This is a genomic window from Intrasporangium sp. Soil_C_50 (assembly GCF_057656595.1).
On record NZ_JBDGKB010000003.1, the window covers coordinates 266,115 to 291,551 of the forward strand.

Below are 25,437 nucleotides of genomic sequence, written 5' to 3' on the forward strand. Positions count from 1 at the left end.
CCGGAGCCGAGCCACCGGGACCGGCTCCGGACCGCCCCAGCCTAGGCCTGGCCGGGCGACGCCGCGATGGGGAGAACTCCCCGCCACGGGCAGATCGCCGGGTGCCCGTGGTCGGGCCTCCGGTCACCTCCGGTCAGGCGCTCCGGTCAGGCGGCGGCTCTCGCGTCGGGTCAGGCGTCGGCGCGGGCCGCCCACCACGCGAGGAGCTTCTCGCGGGCGGCGTCCTTGCCGATCGGACCGTCGTCGAGGCGCACCGACAACAGGTAGTCGTAGGCCTCGCCGAGCACCGGGCCCGGCCGGATCCCCAGCGCCTCGGCGATCTCGTTGCCGTTGAGCTCGGGCCGTACCCGGCCCAGCTCCTCTTCGGCGGCGAGCCGGTCGATGCGCACCTCGAGGTCGTCGTAGGCGCGGGAGAGCCGCTGGGCCTTTCGGACGTTGCGGGTCGTGCAGTCGGAGCGGGTCAGCCGGTGCAGCCGCTGCAGCAGCGCCCCCGCGTCTGTGGCGTAGCGACGCACCGCGGAGTCGGTCCACTGCCCGTCGCCGTAGCCGTGGAAGCGCAGGTGCAGCTCGACGAGGCGGGACACCTGCTTGGTCGTGTCCTTGTCGAAGCGCATCGCCTTCATCCGCTTGCTCGTCAGCTTGGCGCCGACGACCTCGTGGTGGTGGAAGGAGACGCCGCCGCCCTTCTCGAACCGACGCGTCGGCGGCTTGCCGATGTCGTGGAAGAGCGCCGCGAGGCGCAGCACGAGGTCGGGGCCCGGCACCGACTCGGGCGGGCCGTCGGCCGGGCCCTCGAGGGCGATCGCCTGCTCTAGGACGGTCAGCGTGTGCTCGTAGACGTCCTTGTGGCGGTGGTGCTCGTCGACCTCGAGGCGCAGCGCCGGCAGCTCGGGCACGAACACCGACGCCAGGCCGGTGTCGACGAGCAGGGTGAGCCCGAGACGCGGGTCGGGCGACAGGACGAGCTTGGAGAACTCGTCACGGACGCGCTCGGCCGAGATCATCGTCAGCGTCTCGGCCCGCTCCTCCATCGCCGCCCGCACCTCCGGCGCCACGTCGAAGCCGAGCTGGGCGGCGAACCTCGCGGCGCGCATCATCCGGAGCGGGTCGTCGGCGAAGGACTCCTCCGGGGCGGCCGGCGTCATGAGGCGGCGGCCCACGAGGTCGGGCAGGCCGCCGTGCACGTCGACGAACTCGAGGCTCGGCAGCCGGATCGCCATGGCGTTCACGGTGAAGTCGCGGCGCACGAGGTCGCCGTCGAGGGCGTCGCCGAACATCACCTCCGGCTTGCGGCTCGTGCGGTCGTAGGTGTCGGCGCGGTACGTCGTGATCTCGATGGTGTGGCTGCCCTTGCGGACGCCGATGGTGCCGAAGTCGCGGCCGATGTCCCAGTGCGCGTCGGCCCAGCCGCGGACGACGCCGAGGATGGCGTCGGGGCGCGCGTCGGTCGTCAGGTCGAGGTCGGGCGAGACGCGCCCGAGGAAGGCGTCGCGGACCGGGCCACCGACGAGGGCCAGCTCGTGTCCCGCGGCCACGAACCGCTCGCCGAGCTCGGTGAGCATCGGCAGGACCGGCGCGAGGCGCGCGACGGCCGCCTCGAGCAGGGCCGGCCCGGCGTCGGCGGCCGGCCGGGCGGGGGTGGGGTCAGGTCGTTCGAGCACCGGACCAGCCTAGGTGAGCGCGGCACTGGGACTCGTCGGGCTCGTCGGCCGCGTCGGTCCCGACGACGAGGACCCCCGGCCCCGTGCCCGTTATGGTGACGATGTGAGCGCGCAGCCGATCCCGAGCCAGGTTCCTGGCCGTCGACTGCCCGCGGTCGAGGAGCGTTCTGCCGGAGGCATCGTCGTCGACGTCCGCGACGGCCAGGCGATCATCGCCATCATCGCCCGCCGCAACCGGGCCGGGCGCGTCGAGTGGTGCCTGCCCAAGGGCCACGTCGAGCCCGGCGAGACCCTCGTCGAGACCGCGATGCGCGAGGTCGCCGAGGAGACCGGCATCATCGGCCGCGTGCTCGTCGAGCTCGGCACCATCGACTACTGGTTCGCCACATCGACCAAACGGGTGCACAAGTTCGTGCACCACTACCTGCTCGAGGCCCTCGGGGGTGAGCTGTCCATCGAGAACGACCCCGACCACGAGGCCATCGACGTCGCGTGGATGCGCCTCGACGAGGTCCACCGCCGGCTGACCTTCCCCAACGAGCGCCGCATCGCACAGGCGGCGTGGAACCGGCTGGCAGGCACCGCGTGACCCGGTGGGGGTCGCGACGTCCGGGCACCAACGGACGCCGCGCGACCCGGCTCGTGCGCAGAATGGCGGTGCCCCTCGGCGTCGCGGCCATCCTCGGCGCCACCGTCGCACCCCTCGGCACGGCCGCTGCGCAGCAGGCCGCGTCTGCCCCGGCGACGTCGGACACCGCCGACCCGGCCGTCGGTGAGCGCGGGACCTCCGACACGACGCCCCGCGTCACGCCCGCGCGCGACCGTGCCGTCATCGTCCTCGACTCGCTGAGCCCCAGCGTCGTGCGAGCCGGCACCGACGTCAGGATCACCGGCACGGTCACGGCGCCACTGACCGGGCCACTGACCGGGCCGACGGTGCGCGTCGTTCGCGGTGGCGTGACCGTCAACCAGCGCACCGCCCTCGACGACTGGGCCTCCGGCCGCACGCCCGCCGACGGCCCCACGGTCGCGACGCGCACGCTGCCCGACGTCGCGTCGGGAAGCACCCGGAGCTTCAGCATCACGCTCCCCTCGGTGAAGCTGTACGACAAGGCGGCCTTCGCCGCGCTCCCGATCGCCGTCGAGGTGGTGCAGGACGGTGCCTCGGCGCCCGCCGGCGCCACCCGCACGTTCCTCGCGTGGAACAACCGCAAGGAGTACGTGCCGCTGCGCCTCGCGACGGTGGTGCCGCTGACGCTCAACCCCGACACCGCCCTGTTCTCACGTGACGACGACGTGCGCCTCGCGGCGTGGCAACGCACGATCGGCCCCGGCTCCCGCGTCGACCGCATCGTGTCGGGCACCGCGGGGCACCCGGTGACCCTCGCCGTCGACCCGTCCGTCTTCGGCCCCGACGCCTCACCGGCCGGCGCGCCCTCCGGCTCCCCGACGGGGACGGCCACGAGCACGAGCACCGGCACCCCGAGCGGGACGACCCCGACCCCACCGGCCACGGGCTCGACCGGTACGAGCGGCACGCCGACGCCCACCGACCAGCCCACCGACAGCGGTGGCCAGCCGGCGGCCGTCTCGGCCGCGGCCCGCGACATCTCCCGTCTCGGCGACACCCTCGCGGCGGGCCTCGCCGGTCGCAGCCTCTGGGCGCTGCCCTACACGGACGCCGACATCGCGGCCGCGGTCGGCACCGACCCGGCCAACGCCCTCATCCGTGACCTCGTCAGCCGCAGCGCCGCCGTCGCAGCCCGGGTCCACCAGCCGGTCCGGGGCGATGTCGTCTGGCCCATCGACGGGCTCCTGCCCCCCGGTCGCGAGACCGGCATCCGCACCCTGCTGGCCGGGACGACGGTGAAGAAGGCCGCCGGCATCGTGGTCAACCGCAACGCGGTCACCGCCGCCTCGCCGTACACGCCGAGCGCCGCACGCATCGCCACCGGCGGCACGCGCCTGCTCACCTACGACCCGCGGCTGTCGGTCCTGCTGCCGCAACGCACCGACGCGAGCGCAGTCCTACCGACGCAGCGTTTCCTGGCCGAGTCCCTCGTCCTGCTCGGTGAGCGTCCCGGCATGGCCCGGTCGGTCCTCGTCACGGCGCCACGCACCTACGACCCGGACCCGGACGACCTCTCCGCGTTCCTCGGTGCCGTCGCCGACGCGCCGTGGCTCGACGGCGTCGACGCCGCGTCCCTGCTCACCGACACCGCGAGCGACAAGGCCACCGCCCAGCAGAAGCCCGCCGGCCCCGTCGCCCCGGCCGCCCCGCGCCCGGTGCTCGACGCCCGACGCCTCGACTACATGGCCGAGCAGCGCGACACGCTGCTGTCGGTGGCGGCCGTGCTCGCCGACGGGGCCGAGTTCGAGCGGGTCTACCGCGAGGTGCTCGACGAGCTCGCGAGCGCGCGGTGGCGCTACAACCCCAAGGGCTGGGTCGTGCTGTCGGCGTCGGTGACGGCCGACGTCCGGGCGGCCACCCAGGCCCTCAAGGTCGTGCAGCCGCGCGGCACCGTCAACCTCCTCGCCGAGAACGGCACGCTGCGGGTCACCGTCGAGAACGGCCTCGACTACGAGGTCACCGACCTGCGGCTCCGGCTCGCCCCGACCAACCCGCGCGTCCAGGTCGTCAGCGACCCCGGTCCGATCACCATCGGTCCCTCGTCGCGGACCAACGTGCAGGTCGAGGTGGCGGCCGTCGCCGCCGGCAAGGCCGAGATCCGGGCCTGGCTCACGACGGCGGACGGCACCGTCATCGGCACGCCGGCCCAGATCGCCGTGTCGGCCAACCCCATCGACGGCGCGATCTACTGGGTCGGTGGCATCCTCGTGGGCCTGGTCCTGCTCGCCGGCATCGTCCGGGCCGTGCTCAAGGGCACCTCGCGCGTCGACGAGATCCCCGACATCGAGGCCGTCACCGCGGCGCACGAGGCTGTCGAGGACGGGGATCGCGACTGACTCCGCCTAGGATGTGGGCAGGTTGCGCGCTGTCGCGACCGACGAGCAGGCACCAGAACGCGACGACACCAGACAATCCGGACGACGACGAGGGAGGGTGACGCACGTGCAGGGAGTTGGACCCGGGACGGTCCTCGGCGGTCGCTACGCGGTAACGCTGCGCACCTCCGAGGGCGAGCACCACGAACGGTGGCGCGCCAGTGACCACACGCTCGAGCGCGAGGTCGTGGTCGTCGTCTTCCCCGGCGGTTCGCCCGTCGCCGCGCCGGCGCTCGACGCCGCACGCCGCGCCGCGGGCATCGAGGACCCTCGCCTCGTGCGCGTCCTCGACGTCGGCACCGACCAGGGCGTCGGCTTCATCGTCGAGGAGCCGCTCACCGGCGCGCTCCCGCTGTCGCACCTGCTCCAGATGGGCGGCCTGTCGGCCGACGAGGTGCGGCGCCTCACCGGCGAGGCCGCCACGGCGCTCGACAAGGCCGGCCACCGTGGCCTGCACCACCTCGCGCTGACGCCGAGCGCGGTCCTGCGGATGCCCGACGGCGAGGTCAAGGTCCGTGGCCTGGCCACCGAGGCCGCCCTCACCGGGGCCGACCGACTGTCCGACGACCGTGCGTCGCGCGCCGACGCCGTGGGCCTCGTCAAGATCGCCTACGCCGGCCTCACCGGGCGCTGGCCCCTCGTCGCCGTCGACGGCGGGCTCATCCCGGCCGGCGGTTCCGTCGGCCTCGAGACCGCCCCGACGATCGTCGGCGGCGTGGCGGCGCCGTCCGAGATCGCCGTCGGCGTCCCGAACGATCTCGACCTCATCTGCCGCATGACGCTCGGCGGCGGCCACCGGGGCCCCGTGTCGCCGGGCGACCTCGCCCTGCAGATCGCGCCCTGGCCCTCGCAGCCGCCGGCCTCCGACGGCGCCTCGGGCATCCGGCTCACACCGACGCCGGAGGACTTCGAGCCGACGCGCGTGCTCCCCGCGGTCTCCGACCTCGGCGCCGGCGCCATGGCCGTCGGTGCGGCAGCCGGAGCCGGCTACGGCATAGCTGCCGCGTCGGGCTCGGGCTCGGGCGAGGACACCGCCGCGTTCAGCCCGTTCGGCTCCGACCCGACCGCCGAGCGGACTGCCGAGCGAGCCGCCGACGTCCAGTCGTACGCGGGCGACCCCACCACCACGCACGACGCACTCGGCACCGGTGAGCGCACCGAGGAGATGCCGCAGGCCGTCGCCGGTGCCACGTCCGCACCCTCGAACGCCCACACCCAGTTCCTGGAGCGCCCGGCCAACGGGGCTTCGAGCGGCTCACCCGCCACGGTCCGCGAGGACTCGGCGAGCGCCCGCGCCCAGGCCGGGATCGCCGCCGCCGGTGCGGCCGCCGTGGGAGTCGCCGGGACGATCGGCGACAAGGTCGGCTCGTTCGCCCGGGCCGCCGCCGACAAGGCCGCCGCCAAGGCCGCCGAGCGGCGGGGCGGCCACGACGACTTCGACGGCGAGGACATCCACCTGTCCGACGCCCTCGAGGAGGCGCCCACCGGCCGTCTCGAGCCGCCGGTGCCGGTCTTCGGCCGCGACACCCCCGAGCGGCCCAGCGGCGCCCAGTCGCGCATCGCCCTCGCCGTCGTCGGGATCCTCGTGCTCATCGGGCTCTTCGTCGGGATCAAGAACGTCGCCATGATCGGCCAGCACGACGGTCCGAGCGGCGCCGGGGGCACCGTCACGGTCACCCAGACCCGCAAGCTGTCGCAGAGCCAGGGAGGCTCCACGACGCAGGCGCCGCCTAGCACGAGCAACCAGGCGCCACCGGCGACGGCTGTCTCGATCACGAGCGGCAAGGGCTACGACGAACAGGACGGCAACGAGGCCGACCAGAACGCCGGCAAGGCCTTCGACGGCGACCCGAGCACCGGCTGGCGCTCCCGCTGGTACGGCAGCGCCGACTACAACGGCGGCAAGGACGGCCTCGGCCTCATCCTGACCCTCAACCAGCCGACGCAGGTCAAGGAGGTCACGCTCGTCCTCCCGGCCCAGCAGGACGTCACGGTCTACGCGACCAGCGGCGACTCACGCACCGGCGCCCAGGAGGTCGGCTCCAAGTCCGGCGCGCAGGGCACTGTGACGATCAAGGCGTCCGGCGACCTCCAGCCGGCCACGAAGATCATCGTCTTCATCACCAAGGCGGCCCCCGACGAGGCGCCCAAGCACTTCCGCGCCCAGATCAACGAAGTGACGGTGCGCTGAGGTGGACGGGGGCCCTGGCGCCCCGTTCGCCGAGCTGAGCGACCGGGATCTGCTCCGGCTGCACGTCGAGGGTGACGACCACGCCTTCGGTGAGCTCTTTCGCCGCCACAAGGACCGGATGTGGGCCGTCGCGCTGCGCACGGTGCGCGACCCCGAGCTCGCGGCCGACTGCGTCCAGGACGGCTTCATCGCCGCGTTCCGACGCGCCGACTCCTTCCGGGGCGAGGCCGCCGTCACGACGTGGCTGCACCGCATCGTCGTCAACGCCTGCCTCGACCGGCTCCGGCGCCGCAAGCCCACGAGCGAGCTGCCCGAGTACGAGCTCGCCGACCGGCACGACGACCACGCCTCCACCGAGGTCCGCCTCGACATCCGGGAGGCCCTCGAGCGGCTCCCCGAGGGCCAGCGGGCGGCCCTGGTCCTCGTCGACATGCACGCCGTGCCCGTGGCGGAGGCCGCCGAGATCCTCGGCGTCGCCGAGGGCACCATCAAGTCGCGCTGCGCCCGCGGGCGCACCGCCCTGGCCCAGCACCTCGGGCTGACGCCGGGCCGGCGGCCCACCGCCGACGCCTGAGCCCGCCGTCCGGTCACCGCCCGGCTCGCTGCCACGGCGGTCGGCCGGATCCCCCCTTCAGGCCACGATGGTTGAATCCGGGTGGAACCGGGGGGCGGTGTCAGGGCGTCGAAACCCCGGCGTACGGCTATCCACGCCCGGTCCCTGCCGGGTACGGAACCGTGCACCAGCACGCTCTGCACGGCCCCCGGCACCACCCTGCACGCACCTGACGAAGGACCCACCCCGTGGACGAGTCCAGGCATTCCCCTGAGCCGCACCTCGACCCCGACGAACCGACCGAGCCCGCGCCCGACCACGTGCACGACGCCCATGACGAGGACACCGAGCTCGACGCGTACGGCCCGTACGGAGCGGACGCCGAGCTCGACGACCGCGTCCGTGTCCTGCTCGCGGCGCCCGACCCCGATCCCGGCCCGATGCCGGACGCCGTCGCCGAACGCATCGCGGTCGCCCTCGCGCAGGAGGCCCGGCTCCGCGTCGACCGGGGTCCGCTCGCCGACGCGTCGGCGCCGGCTGGCCCGCACGACGAGCACGCCACCGTCCTCGAGCTGCGCCGGCCGCAGCGTCGCCGCGGTCCGTACTACCTGGCCGCTGCGGTCGCCGCAGCCGCCCTCGTGGTCGCGGCGGGTGCGTCGGCGCTGCACCTGACGAAGCGCCCGAACAGCACCGCCGTCATCGGCGGCGGGTTCAGCTCCTCGACCCCTGCCGCCACGTCGGCGTCGCCGGGGCCCGCCGCTTCGGGCGTCCACATCCAGCTCGGCAGCACCGCCTACGCGGCTGCCACCCTCGGTGCCCAGGCCCGCGACCTGCTCGACCACCCGGGCGCCCCGCTGCGCCCGGGTGCCGCCGAGGCACCCGCCATCGGCCCGATCGGCACCGAGGTGGGTCTCGCGTCGTGCCTCGAGGGCCTGGGCGTCGCCCCCTCGGCCCCTAGCGCCGTGTCGGCCGACCTCGCGACGTTCGAGGGGCGTCCGGCCGCGGTCGTCGTCGTGACGCGCGACGGCGTGAGCAGCGTGTGGGCGGTCGAGCGCTCGTGCTCGGCGCAGGCACCGGGTGTGCTGCACCCTGCGACCCCCGTGCCCTGACGCGTCGGCGTGCTGGGAGGCGCGGGAACAAGGACCGCCTAGGATCGGTTGAGGCCCATGAGGCCCGCGGCGCCGACTCGGTGCGCGGACCCGTGGGCACACGACGGGGCGTCCGGCGCCTCACCTGTGCCAGCGAGAGTGTCATCGAGCGTCATCGAGGAGCAGTTCCAGTGTCCGACATGTCCGACGTGCGCAACGTCATCATCATCGGCTCCGGCCCGGCCGGGTACACGGCCGCCGTCTACGCCGCACGGGCGAACCTGGCCCCCCTCGTCTTCGAGGGCGCCGTCACCGCCGGCGGCGCGCTCATGAACACGACCGACGTCGAGAACTTCCCGGGCTTCCAGGACGGCATCATGGGCCCGGACCTCATGGAGAACATGCGCGCCCAGGCCGAGCGCTTCGGCGCCGAGCTCGTCACCGACGACGTCACGGCCGTCGACCTCACTGGCGACGTCAAGACCGTCACCGACGGCGAGGGCAACGTGCACCGCGCCAAGGCCGTCATCCTCTCGATGGGGTCGGCCTACCGCGAGCTCGGCCTGCCCCGCGAGAAGGAGCTGTCGGGCCACGGCGTCTCGTGGTGTGCCACCTGTGACGGCTTCTTCTTCCGCGACCAGGACATCGCGGTCGTCGGCGGCGGTGACTCCGCCATCGAAGAGGCCACCTTCCTGACGAAGTTCGCCCGGACCGTCACGATCGTCCACCGCCGCGAGGAGCTGCGCGCCAGCAAGATCATGGCCGACCGCGCCTTCGCCAACGACAAGATCCGCTTCGCGTGGAACTCCGAGGTCGCGCAGATCCACGGCGAGGGCAAGCTGTCCGGCGTCACGCTCCGCGACACCGTCACCGGCGACACCCGCGAGCTCGCGGTCACCGGTCTGTTCGTCGCCATCGGCCACGACCCGCGCAACGAGCTCGTCAAGGGCATCGTCGACACCGACGACGCCGGCTACGTGCTCGTCCAGGGCCGTTCCACCCGCACCAACCTGCCCGGCGTCTTCGCCTCGGGCGACCTCGTCGACCACACCTACCGCCAGGCCATCACCGCGGCCGGCTCCGGCTGTGCGGCCGCCCTGGACGCCGAGCACTACCTCGCCGCGCTCGAGGACACCTCCTCGAGCGCCGATGCCGCCGCGGAGGCCGCCGCCATCGACGACACCGACTCCGGCGCGATCCCCGACCCGCGCGCCACCGTCGGCGCCGACGCCTGACCTGCACGACGCCTGACCGGCCCCGCGCCAGCCCGACCCAGCGCTCCACCCACCTCGCCACCCGCACCCGAGAAGGAATCTCCATGGCACTGAAGAACACGACCGACGCCACCTTCGCCGACGACGTCCTCATGAGCGAGAAGCCCGTGCTCGTCGACTTCTGGGCGACGTGGTGCGGCCCGTGCCGCAAGGTGGCCCCGATCCTCGAGGAGATCAACGAGCAGTACGGCGACAAGATCGAGATCGTCAAGCTCGACACCGACGCCAACGTCGACACGGCCGCCCGCTACGGCGTCGTGTCCATCCCGACGCTCAACGTGTACGTCAAGGGCGAGGTCGTCAAGACGATCGTCGGTGCCCACCCGAAGCCGAAGCTGCTGCGTGAGCTCGAGGAGTTCATCGCCTGATCGGGTACGTTGTCGGGGGTGGTCGGCCGTGTGGCCCCACCCCCTTCGCGTACTACGCTGCCCTTGGGTCGAGACACGTGCCCTCCAGGCCACCTCACCCCGCCCGCTCGCGTCACCTCAGCGTCCCGTGCTCGGGCCTCCTCCACCGGAAGGAGCCGTCATGACCCCTCTCCCGATCGTCGTGCTCCGACGCGGTGACTCCGGTCCCGCCGTAGCGGCCGTGTGCGAGCGGCTCGTCGTCACCGGCGACCTGCCCGGGGGCGCCGGCCACGTCGACCGGTTCGGCGACCCGATCTACGACGAGAGCGTCGAGAAGGCGGTCAAGTCCTTCCAGCAGCGGCGCGGGCTGCTCGTCGACGGCGTCGTCGGGCTCTCGACCTTCGCAGCGCTCGACGGTGCCCGCTGGGCCCTGGGCGACCGCGTCCTTCGCTACCTGCCCGAGCACTTCCTCGAGGGCGATGACGTCGTGGCGCTGCAGGCCCGGCTCGCCGAGCTCGGCTTCACAGCCGGCAAGGTCGACGGCCTCCACGGCCCCGACACCGACGCCGCCGTGCGAGCCTTCCAGGCCGCGGTCGGGCTCGTGCCCGACGGTGTCGTCGGCCCGGAGACGATGCGCGCCTTTGCCGGCCTGCGCCGCTCGGTCGTCGGCGGTTCCGCGAACGCCCTGCGCGAGCGCGAGCACATCCGCCGCAGCGGGTTCTCCCTGGGCGGGCGCACCATCGTGCTGGACCCGGGCCACGGCGGCCGCGACGCCGGTGCCACCGGACACGGCGGACTCGTCGAGGCCCAGGTGGCCCTCGACCTCGCCCGGCGCATCGAGGGTCGCCTCTCGGCGCACGGCGTCAGCGTCGTGTTCACCCGCACGGCGGCCACCGACGCAGGCACCGACGAGGAGCGCGCCGCCTTCGCCAACTCCTGCGACGCCGATCTCGTCCTGTCGCTGCACGCCGACCACAGCGCCACCGGCTCGGCGCACGGCGTCGCCACGTTCTTCTACGGCCACGCGGACGGCGCCGGCTGGTCGACCACCGGCGAGCACTTCGCCGACCTGCTGCTGCGCGAGATCGTGGCCCGCACCGGTCTCACCGACTGCCGCACCCACGCCCGCACCTGGTCGCTGCTGCGCCGCACGCGGATGCCCGCCGTGCGCCTCGACTTCGGCTACCTCAACAACGAGGCCGACGCGACGGCGCTGTCCGACGCGCGCACCCTCGACGCCATCGCCGAGGCCGTCGTCGTCGCGCTCCAGCGGATGTACTTCGGCGAGGCCGACACGACCCGCACCGGCGTCCTGCGCCTCGACGACCTGCGCCGCCACCTCGAGGCGATGCGACGCCAGCAGGTCGGGTCCGACGCCTCACCGCCGCGCACCGGCACCTGACGCGTCAGGCGTGGCTCGAGCCGTTCGGGTGCGTCTCCGGCACCGGGCGCACCCCGGGCACCTTGGCCAGCGCTCGGCGCACCGCCTCGGCCGCCTCGTCGCGGATCGTCACGAGGGTGCGCAGGTCGATGCGCAGCCGGGGGTAGGTCGGGTGGTCCCGCTCGACCCGGAAGCCGGCCTCCTCGAGCAGGTACGCCTCGAGCACGCAGGTGTGCCGGTGCACAGCCAGGGGTCGCGCCGCGACGACGTCGAGGGAGCGCACCCGGTGGTTCAGTGCTTCCTTCGCCGCCGCCTGCACGAGCGTCTTGCGCAGCGCCTTGCCGCCGCGGGCGACGCCGTCGACCGCGCTGCGGGGATTCGCCGTCATCGCGGTGACGAGCATGAGCGTCGCCGGGTCCGAGGGTGAGGTGGGGAAGGCGGCGAGGCGGGGCACGTGTCGGGCCGGGGCCACGATGACGTGCCCGACCGCGTGGCCGTCGACGTAGGCGACGCGTCCTGGGGGCCCCCAGTCCGCCGTGACCTGCTCGACCCAGCCCGTCAGGAGGTCCAGAGGGTCGGTCGGCCGGCCGTGCCCGTTGTGGGGGACGGTCTGCCAGAACGTGCACGGCGCGCACGGACCGACGAGGTCCCCGACGCGCTCGGGCGTGAGCGGGAGCAGCTCACGCGTCCTCGTTCCGGGCATGGCCCCATTCTGACCCGACCGCGACGCGTCGTGCCCGCCGGACGCGCTGGCGTTGCGTCGGCCACGTCGCCGGGCCACGCGTCGGCGCACCTAGGGTGAAGGGCATGAGCGAACCCGGCACATACGTCGAGAAGAGCTTCAAGCGCGACACGAACTACATCACGACGCGCATCACCCGTGACGCGCGTGACGGCTGGCCGGTCGAGGCCGGCCGGTACCGGCTCGTGGTGTCGCGGGCGTGCCCATGGGCCAACCGCGCGACCATCGTGCGCCGGCTCCTGGGCCTCGAGGACGCGCTGTCGATGGGGATCTGCGGGCCGACCCACGACAGCCGCAGCTGGACCTTCGACCTCGACCCCGGTGGCCGCGACCCCGTGCTGGGGATCCCGCGCATCCAGGACGCCTACCTTCGTCGTGATCCCGAGTACCCGCGCGGCATCACGGTGCCCGCCATCGTCGACGTGCCCACGGGTCAGGTCGTGACGAACGACTTCAAGCAGATCACCGTCGACCTCGAGACGCAGTGGCGTGACCTGCACCGCGAGGGCGCCCCGGACCTCTACCCCGACGCGCTGGCCGACGAGATCGAGGCGGTGAGCGAGCCGATCTACCGCTTCGTCAACAACGGCGTGTACCGCTGCGGCTTCGCCGGCACGCAGGAGGCGTACGAGAAGGCCTACACGCGGTTGTGGCGGCACCTCGACCTGCTCGAGGAGCGCCTGTCCACGCGCCGCTACCTCGTCGGGGACCACGTGACCGAGGCCGACGTGCGCCTCTTCACCACGCTCGTGCGATTCGACCCGGTGTACCACGGGCACTTCAAGTGCAACCGCAACAAGCTCGCCGAGATGCCGGTCCTCTGGGCGTACGCCCGCGACCTGTTCCAGACGCCCGGGTTCGGCGACACCGTCGACTTCGCGCACATCAAGCGGCACTACTACCTCGTGCACCGTGACGTGAACCCCACGGGGATCGTGCCACTCGGGCCCGCCCTGGAGGGCTGGGCCGCGCCGCACGGGCGCGAGGCGCTCGGTGGCACGCCGTTCGGCGACGGCACGCCACCCGGCCCGGTGCGTGAGCCCGTGCGACCCGACCACAATCCGGCGCTGTCCCTGCTGTGACGCTCAGGTAGGTGGGCCCCTTTGCCTGCCAGAGGAACCCACCTACCGCAGTTCGGGATCCGTTCAGCCCGTGAAGAACTCGGCGAGGGCCGGCGCGAGTGTCGACGCCGGGACCTGGTGGAACTCTCCCGGCAGCTCCACGGCCGTGGCGTTCGGCAGGGCGTCGGCGACGACCTGGGCGGCGTCGTGGAGCCACGGCATCTGCGTGCCGCTGCTGCACACTGACAGGAACGGGATCCCAACGCGGGCAAAGGTTTCCGCGGGGATGTCCTGATCGTCGCCACCGAGGCAGAACCCGTCGTACTTCACCGTGTAGGTCATCGACAGCATCGGCTCCCACATCGGGGTTCCCTTGAGCCCGTCGACCATCTCGTCCGGCATTCCCACCGCCTCGCGGTTGAAGAAGCGCAGGATCCCCTCGCGGTCGCCGGCCTCCTCGTACGCCTCGAGGCGTTCGATGTAGTCGGCGGGCGGTGGCGGCCAGGAAGCGGTGCGGTAGGGCACCTCCATGGCCGCAGCCTTGGCCAGCGGTGCCCCTCCGGCGGCGGCCTCGATGACGAGAGCGCCTCCGGACGAGATGCCGAACGCGTAGGCAGCAGAGCCGGATTCGCCTGCCGCCTCGATGACAGCCGTGACGTCCTCGACCTCACGCGCCACGGCGTAGGGCAAGGTGTCACCGCTGTCTCCCCTGCCGCGTCGGTCGTAGGTGACGCCGGTGAAGCCGAGGTCGCCGAGCGCCTGGGCGAGGTCCCGGAACGCGCCCCGGTCGCAGAACGCGCCGCCGACGACCGCGACGACGGGGCCGCTGCCGTACGCCTCGAAGGCGATCGTCGTGCCGTCGGCGGACTGAGCGGTGCGGACCGTGGTGGGAGTGGTCGGGGTTGTGCTCATCGTTGGTCTCCTGTCGAAACTCTTTGTCGCATGGTCGTTTTCGTGTGCTGGATGTCGAGCATGTCTGCGCTAGCGGTGCGCGATGCCGTCGAGGTGCAGCCGTGTCGAGGCGTCGCGGTGGGTGCCTGTCGTGCCGACGTGCCTGTCGCTGATCTCCGCGCCGTTCTTGACGACGTGGAACAGGGCCATGGCGTGACCCCGACCCAGTCCGTGGTCGGCGGCGAGCCAGCTGACGACGACCGCGGCCTTGGTGTCGGGGCCGTAGCCCTTCGCGGCCGCCTGCTCGAGCAGCTCCTGCGGGGCGAGGCCGGTCTTCGTCTCGATCGCGTCGAGGTAGGCCTGGAAGGACATGTCGTGCTCCTTGTCAGCGGGGTGGCGGGTGCTGGTGGTTCCGGGTGGTCCCGGTGGCCGTCACCCCCATGTCGATCTGGATCGGCCGGCCTCGACATTTCGATTGTCAAAAGGTCAGTGTTTCGTCGAGAAGACGGTGCGCCGGTCCTCCTCGGGGACCGTGGCCATGTAGTCGACCACGGCGTCGCTGAGGCTGGGCCAGGTCGGGTGCTGCGCCACCGGGGCCACCGTGGCGACGACGTGGTCGCCGTGCACCTCGACGAGGTTCCACGACTGCGGGCCGTCGACCCCCATGAGCAGCTCGCGCGGGGCGCCGACGTCGTCGACGTATGACACGCCGCCCGCGACGAACACCGGGACGGTGCCGAGCGTGCCGAAGCTCGTGACGTGCAGGTGACCGCTGAGGATGGCACGCACGTCCGAGCCCGCCAGCGCGCGGCGCAGCCGGCCGGGGTCGTCGAAGTCGAGCAGCTGCATGACCGGGGACCGGTAGGTGATGGGCGGGTGGTGCATGACGAGCACGGTCCCGTGCTCGGCCGGCGTCGAGAGGACATCGGCGAGCCACGCGTACTGGCTGTCCGAGAAGCCGCCGTGGTGGAAGCCGGGCAGGGCCGAGTCGACCGCGACGATCCGCAAGCCGCCCACGTCCGTCACGGTGTCCTGGGGCTCGTCCGTGTCGCGTCCGAACCACCCGAGTGCGAGGGGGCGCCGCTCGTCGTGGTTGCCTCCCGTCACGACGACGGTGGCGCCCAGCCGCTCGGCCACGGGCTCGACGAGCTCGCGGAGACGCGCGTACGCCTCCGGCTGCGCGCTGTCGGTGAGGTCGCCGGACAGCACGATGGCGTCGAACCGCTCGCCCGAGGCCTCGACCTTCTCCAGCGCCTGGCGCAGCTGGGTGACCGTGTCGATGTGCCCCTGGAGCAGTCCGTCACCCGCGATGAGGTGCGTGTCGGACAGGTGGGCGAGGACGTGCGTCGGCGCCGGTCGGCTCCCCGTGAAGACCATGACGTCAATCTACGACCGTGCGCCTCGTTGTGATGGGGGTCGGTGCGTTGGATGCTGGGTGTCGTGGCACCCACCGCCCCAGGGCTCTTCCGCGTCGACTTCACGGGCGAGGTCGTCTACTGGCGCGGGCCCTCGCCATACCACTTCGTCGTCGTTCCCGAGCCCGAGCTCGACGAGGTGTCCTCGTGGTCGTTCGCGAGCTATGGCTGGGGTTGCCTGCCCGTGCACGGTCGGCTCGGCCGCACCGAGTTCCGGACGTCGTTGTTCCCCAAGGACGGCGGCTTCGTCGTCCCGATCAAGGCGCACGTGCGCACGGCCGAGGGCGTCGACCTCGGCGATGTCGTGCGGTTGCGCCTCGACCTCGTCACCGACGGCGTCGCCGACTGAGGAGACCGAGAGTGCCCCTTCCCCGAGCCGTCACCACGGTGAACCGCGATGTGCTCAACAAGGCGATGCGACACCTGGCCGGACACGGCTGGTTCGTCGAGCTCGAGCACGTCGGCCGCCGCTCGGGACGCGTCTTCCGCGTGCCGATCATGGCTTTCGACGGCGGTGACCACGTCACGGTGGCGCTCACCTACGGCCGTGGCGTCGACTGGCTGGCCAACCTCCGTGCCGCCCACGGCGGCCGGATGCACCTGCGCCACGAGCTGCTGACGCTCGGCACCCCCACCTTCCTCGACGAGTCGGAGGGGCTGCGACGCATGCCGCAGCCACCGCGCGCGATGCTGCCGGTGCTCGGCTGTCACGACTTCGTCGAGATCCCCGTCCGGGCACGAGCTCCCTTCAGCACGTGGTGAACCCAGGGAACGTCGCAGGCGTGAGCACGAGTCCGTGGCTGTCTCAGCGGCGCACCTGGCAGGAAGGGCACCAGTAGAGCGTGCGTCCGGCGACGGCACGGTCCTGCACCGTGGCCGCACAGCGCGGACAGGCCAGGCCGGTGCGCTTGTACACGAGAAACCGACGCTCGAAGTGGTCGCCGAGACGCTCGCCCGTCAGGGACTCGGTGACGACCCGGGCGCGCCGCTGCGGCGGAGCCGTCGCGCAGCCTCGACCTGGTCGGGCATGGTCAGGATCTGCGAGAACGTCGCGCCGAGCGGCATGAGCAGGACCAGGTCGTCCCACAGGGCCGTCCACGCCTCGGGCGAGAGGTCTCGACCGGCGGTGAGCGGATCGACGGCCTGGCGATGCAGCACCTCGCTGCGGTACACGTTCCCGACGCCGGCGACCACGGACTGGTCCATGAGCAGCTCGCCGATTCCTTTGCGGCTCTTGCTGATTCGTAGCCGGGCGCGTTCCGGTCGTTGACGTCTGCGCAGCGGGTCGGGCCCCAGGGTGCCCACGATCTCACGCTCTCGATCGGCGTCGACGAGCGTGCAGGTCATCGGGCCGCGCAGGTCGGCGTAGTGGGACTCGGTCTCGAGTCGCAGACGCACGGTCGGCAACGGCACCGGGACGACGCCGCCCGGAGCCTGGCGCACCGGGAAGCTGCCGATGAGCCCCAGGTGCACGTGGAGCGTCGACGGTCCGATGTCGACGAAGAGGTGCTTGCCGTGCGCCCGCGCGCCCTGCAGCTCGTGGCCGTCGAGACGTGCCGCGTCGGCCGCGAACCGTCCCTGCGGGCTCGACGCCCCCACGACGCGGCCGGAGAACGCCCGCTCGAGTCGAGCCGCCAAGGCATGGATCGTGTGGCCCTCGGGCACTGCTCTCCTCCGCGCATCGGTCGGGTGATCGGTCCATCGGCGGCCCGTCACGTCAGGGTCTCCTCCTGCCCGCGGCTACCGTATCGTTGCCGAAGGGGGAACAGCAGTCGCCGGCGGCTTCCGAGAAGGAGAGCACATGGCGACTGGCTCCGTGCATGTCAGGCGGGTGCAGGACGACACCGACGAACATCCCGCGGCCGAGATCCGCGAGGTCACGGACGGTCGGGTGCCCGTGTGGGTGTCGGTGCTCGCCGTCGTCCTCGGCGTGCTGGGTAGCGGCTACGCGGCTCAGGTGGTCACGCCGTTCATCCGGCGCGACGACTGGCCCTACATGCTGCCGGCGCACGCCCCGGGCGGGTCCGATGTCTGGCACAAGAACCTCACGGAGGGCCGCTGGCTCAACTATGCGTGGTGGCTCGTCGTGGGTCAGCACGAGACGCCTCTCGTGGCCTCGCTGCTCTACGCGCTGGCCTATGGCTTCTTCGTCGTCGGGTTCGTGCGGCTCTTCGCGGTTCGCGGCCGGCTCGCGACCGGGCTGATGGCCCTGGCGGTGTTCGCCTCGCCGCTGTGGGAGCGGCTGGTCTACTGGCCGGCCACGCTGACCCCGTCGGTCGTCGTGGCGGCCCTCGCCGTGTGGTCCCTCCCCCGCGCCTCGACGACGCGCGCCCGCCTGGGGATCTGGATGGGCCTCGCCACGGTGCTGTGCGTGCTGACGTATCCGCCGATGGCGCCGGTGCTGCTCGTGGCGGCGCTGGTCCACCTGAGGGTTCCCTCGTGGCGCACGACCATCGGAGTCTGCGTGGTCTTCGTCGTGGGCTACGGGCTCGGCATCCTGGCCATCTACCTCTTGAACTGGATCGCGTTCCGCCACTTCGGGATCCGGATCGCCGCCTGGCGCCACCCCAACACGGCTCACAACCTGCACGATCTCGTGGTCAACACCCGCCGGTACGTCGGGGACATGCGTTCGCTCGCCAAGGCCCTGGGCTGGGCCGCCCTCTGTGCGATCGGGGTGCTCGGCGTCGTGGCACTCCTCGACCGGCGGACGCGGGCACCGTGGTTGCGCGTCCTCACCGGCTTCACCGTCATCGTCGCCCTGGACGGCGCGCAGACCGTCGTCACCGGTGTCGCGACCAACCCGCGCGGCCTGCTCTGGGGCTGGCTGCTGGCCGTCGTCCCGGCCGGACTGCTCCTCGCGAGCGACGGGTGGGCCCGGTGGGTGGGCGTCGCCGCGCTCGTGGCCCTGTCGGTGACGGGTCTCTTCCAGTGGCGTACCGACGTCGCGGCCCACCAGCAGACCCGCCGCGAGTATGCCGCGATCATCGACGCCGCCGTGACCGCTCAGCAGCGCACCGGCATCCGCGACGTCGTGCTCTACCAGGACCCTTCAGTGCGCCGCACCATCAGGGGTGACGCGGTCGCCGGTGCGATCCAGATGATGTTCTACGAGTACGGCGGCATCGTCACGCACTGGTGCTCCCCGGCACAGTGCAGCGAGCTGAAGGCCCGGACGCCGGCCGGTCCGGTGGTGCGCGTCAGTGGCGCGATCGGTGTCAGGGTGCCGGGGCCACCGGCCTGGCTCTGAGTCGCGCGCCTGCCGAACGCCGCTCTGCCGTTGGGGAGCTCGTTCTCGCGGTCAGCGGTTCTGACCGTCGACGCCCATGAGGCCGAGGATGCGCCGCAGGTCCTCGACCGAGGCGAACTCGACCGTGATCTTGCCCTTGCGCTGCCCGAGGGCGATGGCCACCCGCGTCTCGAGGTGGTCGGCGAGCCCCGACGTGTACTCCTCGAGCTGAGGATGGCGCGATCCCGCCCGCGGGCGGCGCGGCTTGGGGGCCTGGCCCCCTTCACCGAGGGCGACGAGCTCTTCGACCGTGCGGACGGACAGCCCCTCGGCGACGATGCGCTGAGCCATCCGCTCCATGGAGGCACCATCCGGCAGGCCGAGCAGTGCCCGGGCGTGGCCGGCGCTCAGGACGCCCGCTGCGACGCGCCGCTGGACGAGCGGGGGCAGCTTGAGCAGGCGCAGCGTGTTCGAGATCTGCGGACGTGACCGCCCGATGCGCGTCGCGAGCTCCTCGTGCGAGCACCCGAAGTCGTCGAGCAGCTGCTGGTAGGCGGCCGCCTCCTCGAGCGGGTTGAGCTGGCTGCGGTGCAGGTTCTCCAGGAGCGCGTCGCGCAGGAGGTCGTCGTCGCTCGTGTCCTTGATGATCGCCGGGATCGTGGCCTGCTCGGCCTGCTGCGACGCCCGCCAGCGCCGCTCTCCCATGATGAGCTCGTAGCGCTTGCCCTCGGCCTCGCCCAGCTGGTCGTCCGGGATGCGACGCACGACGATGGGCTGCAGGACGCCGATCTCGCGGATCGAGTGGACGAGCTCGCCCATGTGGTCCTCGTCGAAGACCGTGCGCGGCTGGCGCGGGTTGGGCCGGATCGAGTCGATGTCCAGCTCGGCGAACTCCGCGCCGGGGACGACCGCGAGCTGGGAACCGTCCGCAGGCGGGGCCGGCTGCGATGCGGCGGGGGCAGCGTCGGCTCCGCCGACCGGCGCGACGGGGGCCTCGGGTGACTCCTCGGTGGCGAGGGCAATGCCACCGCCGTCCTCCTCGCGCTTCTGCTCCGGGAAGAAGACGTCGACCGGTCGACCCGCTCCCCCACTCGGTGCGCTCGGGATGAGCGCTCCGAGACCCCGACCCAGTGCGCGACGCTTCTCCGCCATTCAACATCCTCTGCCCATGTCCGGCGCGACCCTCGCGTCCGGCGCTCAGTCTAGGTGCTCGTCACCGGTGAGACGCGCAGGCAACCCCCGTTGCGGCAGTGGGCGTTTCACGTGAAACGCCACGCACGCCTGCCCCTGATCACGGCAGGCGTGCTTCGGCCTCGTTTCACGTGAAACGGCGATGAGCTACGTGAGGGTGCGGCTGCTCCGGTGCGGGGGCTCGTTTCACGTGAAACCGGTACCGGGCGCCGACCACCGAGACCCGGCACAACAGGTGCGACGTGCTGGATGCATCGGGCGGCGCTCCCGGCGACCTACCGCCAGTTGCTGCGGAGCGTTGCGTACTCGTCCTGTTTCACGCCTTCGTTGACCCAGTGATCAGGACGAGCCCCCTCGCTCGTCACAGCCTCGAGCGGATCCCGCGTCCCTTCGAAGCTGGCGATGACGACGCCCTCCCCGGGTCCTCGCCGGCGTCGGGGGGTCGGAACTCGTTGACGTCGACGAGGGCATCGGCGCCCTCGTCGACGACGGCGAACCGGTGGAGCTCGAGGCTGCCGGGCCCCCGTCGGGCGGAGAGCCATTCGACGATGCCGCCGTCGAGGTCGCGGCTGAGCATCTGCTCGATGCCGGCGCCACGACCCCGTGGGGCCTCAGCCTGTCGTTCGGTGAGATGGTGCACCGTCAGACCATGCCCCCTGGCGGCGGGCTGCTCGAGCATCGACGGTGGCGCGTGTCCGCTCGAGGGCTCGTTCGGGTCGCGCCGGTCGGCTCCCCGAGGTCACGGGAGCGCGGCTCGGAGACACGGCGGCGGAGGCGCAGCATCTGAGGCGCGGCGTCGTTTCACGTGAAACCGATTCGCCGTCGCAGGTGCTCCGACCCGCCGCGTCGTTTCACGTGAAACCGATTCGCCGTCGCAAGCGCTCCGCCACCCGCCGCGGCCGCCCAGCCCGTTTCACGTGAAACGGCGCCGCCCCTCCGGGGCGGCGCCGTCATCGGACGTGAACAAGGATCCGTCAGGCAACCCCGACGGCACCCCGATCGGCCATCTCGCCGGCGGCCTCGAGGTACGCCAGGGCGCCACTGCTCGTCGAGTCGTACGTCATGACCGTCTCCCCGAAGCTCGGGGCCTCGGAGATCCGCACGGAACGCGGCACCGTCGTCCTGAGGACCTGCTCCGGGAAGTGCTCGCGCACCTCCTCGGCCACCTGTGCCGACAGCCGGGTGCGACCGTCGTACATCGTCAGCAGGATCGTCGAGACGTGCAGCGGCGGGTTGAGGTGAGCTCGGACCAGCTCGATGTTCTTCAGCAGCTGCGACAGGCCCTCAAGGGCGTAGTACTCGCACTGGATGGGGATGAAGACCTCGCTCGCGGCCACCATCGCGTTGACCGTCAGCAGCCCGAGGCTCGGCGGGCAGTCGATGAGGATGTAGTCGTAGCTGTGGCCCGCCTCCCCTGCTGCGGCGATCGCCTTCTGCAGCCGCGTCTCACGGGCCACCAACGAGACGAGCTCGATCTCGGCGCCGGCGAGGTCGATGGTCGCGGGCGCGCAGTAGAGGCTGTCGACGGTGGTGCACGGCTGGACGACGTCGAGCAGCGGCGTCCCGTCGACGAGGACGTCGTAGATGGACGGCACCTCGGCGTGGTGATCGATGCCGAGGGCGGTGCTCGCGTTGCCCTGCGGGTCGAGGTCGATGACGAGGACCGTCAGTCCTGACTGTGCCAGGGCGGCGGCGACGTTGACCGTGGTCGTCGTCTTGCCGACGCCCCCCTTCTGGTTCGCGACGGTGAGGACCCGGGGGGCGGCCGGCTTGGGGAAGGGCCGCCCGGTGAGCTGGATACGACGACGGGCGTTCTCGGCGAGCTCGCGAGCCAGCGGGGTGTCGTCGTCGGCCTTCGGCAGGGCGGCGACGATCGCCTCGCGGTCGGCATGTCCATCGGCGTACGCGCGGCGGCGGGCCTCGTCGTCCACAACGTTGTCCCCAGCCGCTGACACCCCCGGTTCCTGCGTGGAGAGCGTGATCTCGGGCGCGTCGTCCACCGTGTTGTCCACAGGTCGTTCTTCCTCATCATCCGTGTTGTCGTCGGGCCCTGAGGCCGCCTCGCGGTCGTCGTCGACCGCCTCGTCTGTCTCGTCCGCCTGGTCGCCCTGGTGATCCGGATCCTCGTCGACCGGAGCGGGTTCGGAGGCGAGCACCCCCGGGGCGGAGCCACCGCTCTGCGCCTCGCTCGCGTCCCGAGCCACGCTCTCGGATGCGCCCTCGCCGGCGTCGGCTAGTGCCTCCACCGCACCCGGCTCTGCGCGGTCCACGTCGCTGCGCCCGGGCTCATCGGCAACCGTGGGCCGGCGCTCCCCCGGGTCAGCGGTGCCGCCCTCCACCCGGCCGTCCGTCACCACGCTCGTGTCGGCGACGAGGGTTGCATCGACGACCGCGGCCTCAGGGGCCTCGCCGCCCGGCGTGACCGAGGCTGCGGCCGGCTCTGCCGGGCCCGGCGCCTGCGCGGTTTCACGTGAAACACCGCCGAGCATGCGGGCGAGCCAGCCCAGACGACGGTGCTCCGGCGACGGTTCGGGTTCGCTGGGCCACCCCAGGTTCGTCGACATCGTCACGGGGAGTGCACCTCCGGGGATCGCGGGCGAGGGTGGCGGTGGCGCGGAACGGGCGGCCCGTCGCATCCACCGCCGAAAAGGTCTCGACACGATCATGTCTGATGCGGCCGACGTCTGTCGGACGCCGGGCCGGTGCGCCGCGAACCACGCGGTCGATCCGCACGTCGTCGCGCCGATCCTGCGCTGCTGGGCGCACGGGAGCGGAACCGGCGGCGGTCCACCGCCTCACCGATCGTCAGACGCAGGACGATCGTCGGGTCGGCGAGGACGTCGGTGCCGTACTCCTCGACCGACGCGTCCACGACACCGAGACGAGTGAGGGCAGTGCGGTTCTCCTCCAGCTCGTCCCGAGCGCGGGACCCCTTGAGCGCGAGGAGGTTCCCGTTCGGCGTGAGCAGGGGAAGCGTCCACTCGGCGAGCTGGACGATGCCGGACACCGCGCGGGCCGTGACCCACGGCGCGTGCACGGTGTCCCACAGCGCCTCGGCCCGCGCGGTGTGCACGGTGACGTTCCCGAGGCCGAGCTGCGCGATCGCGCCCGACAGCCATCCCGTCCGGCGCGCCAGGGGTTCGACGAGGTGGACGTGCAGGTCCGGTCGCGCGATGGCGATGGCGAGGCCCGGCAACCCCGCGCCGGACCCGACGTCGATGACCTGCTGGCCGTCCTGCGCCACCGGGATCGCGGTGTGCACGACGGCACAGTTGAGCACGTGTCGGTCCCAGAGACGAGGGGCTTCACGCGGACCGATGAGCCCGTGGCTGATGCCCGTGTCGGCGAGCACCGCGACGAACTCTTCCGCGAGCGGGAGCCGCTCCCCGAACACCGAAGCGGCGAGATCCGGGGTGGCCGGGACGACCGGGGGTCCGCTCGACCCGCTCTCCTCGTCAGCCACGCCGTGCTCCTAGTCCTGCGTCGTCAGCGGCGGCCGCCGGACTCGGGCCGCCCCGTTTCACGTGAAACGCGTGGGCGATCAGGCCGGCAGGATGACGACGTGGCGGTTCGGCTCGACACCCTCGGACTCGGACACGAGACCGGCGGCGGCGACCTCGTCGTGGACGACCTTGCGCTCGAACGCCGACATCGGCTCGAGCGACGACTTCTCACCCGTCGTCTTGACCTGGTCGATCGCCGTCTGGGCGAGGTCGACCAGGGTGGAGCGACGCTCGGCCCGGTGGCCGGCGATGTCGAGCATGAGGCGGCTGCGCTCACCCGTCTCGACCTGGACCGCGAGGCGAGTCAGCTCCTGGAGGGCCTCGAGCACCTTGCCGCCGGGGCCGACGAGACGGCGCGGCACGCGTCCGTCCTCGGAGTCGACGATCGCGACCGCTGCGCGGTCGCCGTCGACGTCCACGTCGATGTCCCCGTCGAGGTCGGCGATGTCGAGGAGCGTCTCGAGGAAGTCCGCGGCGACCTCGCCCTCCCGCTCGAGCTGGCGCACGCGCGACGGCTTGTCCGACTTCTCCGCCGAGTCGTCGGCGTCGTCGGCGTCGTCGTCCGATGCCGCGTCGGCGTCGCCCGCCTCGGTTGCGGACTCGGCCTGCTCGGTGACAGGGGCCGTGCCCTCGGCCGCCACGTCGTTCGTGGCGGCGTCGCTCGTGCCGGTCGCGTCGGTGGTGTCGGTGGTTGCGGCCGTCGTGGTCTCAGCGCTGTCGACGGTGGTCTCGACGGCCACGTCGCCGGTCGCCTGGGTGTCGCTCATGGGATGCTCCTTCGTTCACCGGCCCAGGCCTGTGGACAACTCGCGTCGTTGCAGGTCAGGGGCTCAGCAGGTATGGACAAGAGTGTGGACGGACGCCTCAGCGGCGGTTCTTCGGAGCGGTCGTCTTCGAGCGCTTCTTGCTCTTCGGCTGCTGGCGCTGGCCGGCCTTCGGGGCATCCTCGGCAGCGTCGGCGCCGTCGAGCCCGGGCACCGTCAGCTCCTCGAACGTCTTTCCCTTGCGCTCGAGCCGCTTGCGGCGGTTGGCCTCGGCCTCGGACCCCGGCGCGGGCATGTTCCGGATGACGTAGAACTGCTGCCCCATCGTCCAGAGGTTCGTCGTGAGCCAGTAGATGAGGACACCGATCGGGAAGTTGATGCCGGAGATCGCGAAGAAGATCGGCATCAGGTACAGCAGCACCTTCTGCTGCTTCGCGAACGGGTTGTCGAGCGCCGCGGACGGCATGTTCTTGCGCATCAGCTGGTACTGCGTCGTGAAGGTCGTCGCCGACATGAGCACGATGAGCACCGCGGTGAGGATCTTGACGCTGAGCTGGTCGCTCGAGACGAAGGAGTCGGACAGCTTGGCGCCGAAGATCGTCGAGCTCTCGATGGCGCGGGCGACCTCGTTGGTGATCGGGCCGATGCCGGGCTGCTTGCCCTCGGCCTGGGCCTTGAGGTTGTTGAGCAGCTGGAAGAGCGCGAAGAAGAAGGGGCTCTGGATGAGGATCGGCAGGCAGCTGCTGAACGGGTTGGTGCCCGTGCGGCGGTAGAGATCCATGATCTCGGCCTGCTGAGCCTTCTGGCTCTCCGGGTCGCGCTTGCCCTTGTACTTCTTCTGGATCTTCTGCATCTCCGGCTGGATGAGCTGCATCCGGCGGGAGGAGTGGATCTGGCGCACGAACAGCGGGATGAGCAGGAGCCGGACGACGACGGTCAGACCGACGATCGAGAAGGCCCAGGCCCAGCCGGCGAGGTCACCGTTGAGACCGATCGCGTCGAACAGCCAGTGCCAGGCGTACATGACCCATGCCTCACCCAGCTTGATCGGGTAGAGCAGGGTGTTGAAGAACTCGCTCAACGTGTGTCCTCTGTCGTCCGGTGAGCCGGCCATGCCTTCGGTCCGGTCACCACTGGTCG

Annotated in this window: 25 protein-coding genes; 12 read left to right on the forward strand and 13 right to left on the reverse strand. The window is 72.1% G+C overall.

What is annotated here, in order from left to right:
- Positions 1–170 precede the first annotated feature (170 nt).
- Entirely contained in the window at positions 171–1,661 is a 1,491-nt protein-coding gene (locus AC3A5R_RS10780) for a CCA tRNA nucleotidyltransferase (protein WP_487620764.1), read from the reverse strand.
- A 103-nt stretch (positions 1,662–1,764) separates the two neighbouring features.
- Between AC3A5R_RS10780 and AC3A5R_RS10785 the strand changes: the two genes are divergently transcribed.
- The 8 genes from AC3A5R_RS10785 (at position 1,765) to AC3A5R_RS10820 (ending at position 11,522) form a co-directional block, all read left to right on the forward strand.
- Positions 1,765–2,250, forward strand: a complete 486-nt coding sequence (locus AC3A5R_RS10785; protein ID WP_076263003.1) for an NUDIX hydrolase — start codon at positions 1,765–1,767, stop codon at positions 2,248–2,250.
- A gap of 62 nt (positions 2,251–2,312) precedes the next feature.
- Positions 2,313–4,628, forward strand: a complete 2,316-nt coding sequence (locus tag AC3A5R_RS10790) for a DUF6049 family protein (RefSeq protein WP_487620765.1) — start codon at positions 2,313–2,315, stop codon at positions 4,626–4,628.
- A 97-nt stretch (positions 4,629–4,725) separates the two neighbouring features.
- Entirely contained in the window at positions 4,726–6,858 is a 2,133-nt protein-coding gene (locus AC3A5R_RS10795; protein WP_487620766.1) for a protein kinase family protein, read from the forward strand.
- A 1-nt stretch (position 6,859) separates the two neighbouring features.
- Positions 6,860–7,432: an RNA polymerase sigma factor SigM gene (gene sigM / locus AC3A5R_RS10800; RefSeq protein WP_487620767.1), complete on the forward strand. Its 573-nt coding sequence runs from the start codon at positions 6,860–6,862 to the stop codon at positions 7,430–7,432.
- A gap of 227 nt (positions 7,433–7,659) precedes the next feature.
- Positions 7,660–8,520: a hypothetical protein gene (locus tag AC3A5R_RS10805; RefSeq protein ID WP_487620768.1), complete on the forward strand. Its 861-nt coding sequence runs from the start codon at positions 7,660–7,662 to the stop codon at positions 8,518–8,520.
- 179 nt (positions 8,521–8,699) lie between these two features.
- Entirely contained in the window at positions 8,700–9,734 is a 1,035-nt protein-coding gene (trxB, locus tag AC3A5R_RS10810) for a thioredoxin-disulfide reductase (protein ID WP_487620894.1), read from the forward strand.
- Positions 9,735–9,817: 83 nt separating this feature from the next.
- The gene (gene trxA, locus AC3A5R_RS10815; RefSeq protein ID WP_207556001.1) at positions 9,818–10,141 is read left to right on the forward strand and encodes a thioredoxin; all 324 of its coding nucleotides are present in this window, start codon (positions 9,818–9,820) and stop codon (positions 10,139–10,141) included.
- 160 nt (positions 10,142–10,301) lie between these two features.
- The gene (locus AC3A5R_RS10820) at positions 10,302–11,522 is read left to right on the forward strand and encodes an N-acetylmuramoyl-L-alanine amidase (protein ID WP_487620769.1); all 1,221 of its coding nucleotides are present in this window, start codon (positions 10,302–10,304) and stop codon (positions 11,520–11,522) included.
- 4 nt (positions 11,523–11,526) lie between these two features.
- Here AC3A5R_RS10820 and AC3A5R_RS10825 read toward each other — a convergent pair whose 3' ends face one another.
- Positions 11,527–12,204 carry a GNAT family N-acetyltransferase gene (locus AC3A5R_RS10825; RefSeq protein ID WP_487620770.1) on the reverse strand — a complete coding sequence of 226 codons (678 nt, stop codon included), beginning with the start codon at positions 12,202–12,204 and terminating at the stop codon, positions 11,527–11,529.
- 104 nt (positions 12,205–12,308) lie between these two features.
- On the opposite strand from AC3A5R_RS10825, the gene AC3A5R_RS10830 reads away from it, so the two are divergent.
- On the forward strand, positions 12,309–13,325 hold the full coding sequence (locus tag AC3A5R_RS10830; protein ID WP_487620771.1) for a glutathione S-transferase family protein: 1,017 nt from the start codon (positions 12,309–12,311) through the stop codon (positions 13,323–13,325).
- A gap of 63 nt (positions 13,326–13,388) precedes the next feature.
- Here AC3A5R_RS10830 and AC3A5R_RS10835 read toward each other — a convergent pair whose 3' ends face one another.
- From AC3A5R_RS10835 to AC3A5R_RS10845, 3 genes are all read right to left on the reverse strand, one after another.
- Complete coding sequence (locus tag AC3A5R_RS10835) at positions 13,389–14,216, reverse strand: alpha/beta fold hydrolase (RefSeq protein ID WP_487620772.1); 828 nt, start codon at positions 14,214–14,216, stop codon at positions 13,389–13,391.
- Between the two features lie 69 nt (positions 14,217–14,285).
- A complete protein-coding gene (locus AC3A5R_RS10840) occupies positions 14,286–14,567 on the reverse strand; it encodes a DUF4287 domain-containing protein (RefSeq protein ID WP_487620773.1) in 282 nt (93 codons plus the stop codon).
- A 114-nt stretch (positions 14,568–14,681) separates the two neighbouring features.
- On the reverse strand, positions 14,682–15,572 hold the full coding sequence (locus AC3A5R_RS10845) for a metallophosphoesterase family protein (RefSeq protein WP_487620774.1): 891 nt from the start codon (positions 15,570–15,572) through the stop codon (positions 14,682–14,684).
- A 63-nt stretch (positions 15,573–15,635) separates the two neighbouring features.
- On the opposite strand from AC3A5R_RS10845, the gene AC3A5R_RS10850 reads away from it, so the two are divergent.
- Complete coding sequence (locus tag AC3A5R_RS10850; RefSeq protein WP_487620775.1) at positions 15,636–15,959, forward strand: DUF1905 domain-containing protein; 324 nt, start codon at positions 15,636–15,638, stop codon at positions 15,957–15,959.
- Between the two features lie 11 nt (positions 15,960–15,970).
- Positions 15,971–16,372, forward strand: coding sequence for a PNPOx family protein (locus tag AC3A5R_RS10855; protein WP_487620776.1), 402 nt, complete (start codon positions 15,971–15,973; stop codon positions 16,370–16,372).
- 43 nt (positions 16,373–16,415) lie between these two features.
- Here AC3A5R_RS10855 and AC3A5R_RS10860 read toward each other — a convergent pair whose 3' ends face one another.
- Positions 16,416–16,526 carry a zinc finger domain-containing protein gene (locus AC3A5R_RS10860; RefSeq protein WP_487620777.1) on the reverse strand — a complete coding sequence of 37 codons (111 nt, stop codon included), beginning with the start codon at positions 16,524–16,526 and terminating at the stop codon, positions 16,416–16,418.
- Between the two features lie 41 nt (positions 16,527–16,567).
- Positions 16,568–17,248, reverse strand: a complete 681-nt coding sequence (locus AC3A5R_RS10865; protein WP_487620778.1) for a DNA-formamidopyrimidine glycosylase family protein — start codon at positions 17,246–17,248, stop codon at positions 16,568–16,570.
- A gap of 163 nt (positions 17,249–17,411) precedes the next feature.
- Here AC3A5R_RS10865 and AC3A5R_RS10870 point away from each other — a divergent pair, with 163 nt between their 5' ends.
- Entirely contained in the window at positions 17,412–18,860 is a 1,449-nt protein-coding gene (locus tag AC3A5R_RS10870) for a hypothetical protein (RefSeq protein WP_487620779.1), read from the forward strand.
- Between the two features lie 51 nt (positions 18,861–18,911).
- Here AC3A5R_RS10870 and AC3A5R_RS10875 read toward each other — a convergent pair whose 3' ends face one another.
- The 6 genes from AC3A5R_RS10875 to yidC form a co-directional block, all read right to left on the reverse strand.
- Entirely contained in the window at positions 18,912–19,991 is a 1,080-nt protein-coding gene (locus AC3A5R_RS10875) for a ParB/RepB/Spo0J family partition protein (protein WP_487620780.1), read from the reverse strand.
- Between the two features lie 400 nt (positions 19,992–20,391).
- Entirely contained in the window at positions 20,392–20,670 is a 279-nt protein-coding gene (locus AC3A5R_RS10880; protein WP_487620781.1) for a hypothetical protein, read from the reverse strand.
- Positions 20,671–21,004: 334 nt separating this feature from the next.
- The gene (locus tag AC3A5R_RS10885; protein WP_487620782.1) at positions 21,005–22,042 is read right to left on the reverse strand and encodes a ParA family protein; all 1,038 of its coding nucleotides are present in this window, start codon (positions 22,040–22,042) and stop codon (positions 21,005–21,007) included.
- 650 nt (positions 22,043–22,692) lie between these two features.
- A complete protein-coding gene (gene rsmG / locus AC3A5R_RS10890; RefSeq protein ID WP_487620783.1) occupies positions 22,693–23,493 on the reverse strand; it encodes a 16S rRNA (guanine(527)-N(7))-methyltransferase RsmG in 801 nt (266 codons plus the stop codon).
- Positions 23,494–23,571: 78 nt separating this feature from the next.
- On the reverse strand, positions 23,572–24,300 hold the full coding sequence (locus AC3A5R_RS10895) for a Jag family protein (RefSeq protein WP_487620784.1): 729 nt from the start codon (positions 24,298–24,300) through the stop codon (positions 23,572–23,574).
- A 97-nt stretch (positions 24,301–24,397) separates the two neighbouring features.
- Positions 24,398–25,378, reverse strand: a complete 981-nt coding sequence (gene yidC, locus AC3A5R_RS10900; protein WP_487620785.1) for a membrane protein insertase YidC — start codon at positions 25,376–25,378, stop codon at positions 24,398–24,400.
- Positions 25,379–25,437: the final 59 nt, after the last annotated feature.

Excerpts from the sequence above, each read along its gene's own strand:
- AC3A5R_RS10845 (WP_487620774.1), bottom strand. The coding sequence starts at position 15,572 with ATGGTCTTCACGGGGAGCCGACCGGCGCCGACGCACGTCCTCGCCCAC.
- AC3A5R_RS10870 (WP_487620779.1), top strand. The coding sequence starts at position 17,412 with ATGGCGACTGGCTCCGTGCATGTCAGGCGGGTGCAGGACGACACCGAC.
- AC3A5R_RS10895 (WP_487620784.1), bottom strand. The coding sequence starts at position 24,300 with ATGAGCGACACCCAGGCGACCGGCGACGTGGCCGTCGAGACCACCGTC.
- AC3A5R_RS10820 (WP_487620769.1), top strand. The coding sequence starts at position 10,302 with ATGACCCCTCTCCCGATCGTCGTGCTCCGACGCGGTGACTCCGGTCCC.
- AC3A5R_RS10840 (WP_487620773.1), bottom strand. The coding sequence starts at position 14,567 with ATGTCCTTCCAGGCCTACCTCGACGCGATCGAGACGAAGACCGGCCTC.
- AC3A5R_RS10790 (WP_487620765.1), top strand. The coding sequence starts at position 2,313 with ATGGCGGTGCCCCTCGGCGTCGCGGCCATCCTCGGCGCCACCGTCGCA.
- AC3A5R_RS10835 (WP_487620772.1), bottom strand. The coding sequence starts at position 14,216 with ATGAGCACAACCCCGACCACTCCCACCACGGTCCGCACCGCTCAGTCC.
- AC3A5R_RS10830 (WP_487620771.1), top strand. The coding sequence starts at position 12,309 with ATGAGCGAACCCGGCACATACGTCGAGAAGAGCTTCAAGCGCGACACG.
- AC3A5R_RS10875 (WP_487620780.1), bottom strand. The coding sequence starts at position 19,991 with ATGGCGGAGAAGCGTCGCGCACTGGGTCGGGGTCTCGGAGCGCTCATC.
- trxB (WP_487620894.1), top strand. The coding sequence starts at position 8,700 with ATGTCCGACGTGCGCAACGTCATCATCATCGGCTCCGGCCCGGCCGGG.
- AC3A5R_RS10825 (WP_487620770.1), bottom strand. The coding sequence starts at position 12,204 with ATGCCCGGAACGAGGACGCGTGAGCTGCTCCCGCTCACGCCCGAGCGC.
- trxA (WP_207556001.1), top strand. The coding sequence starts at position 9,818 with ATGGCACTGAAGAACACGACCGACGCCACCTTCGCCGACGACGTCCTC.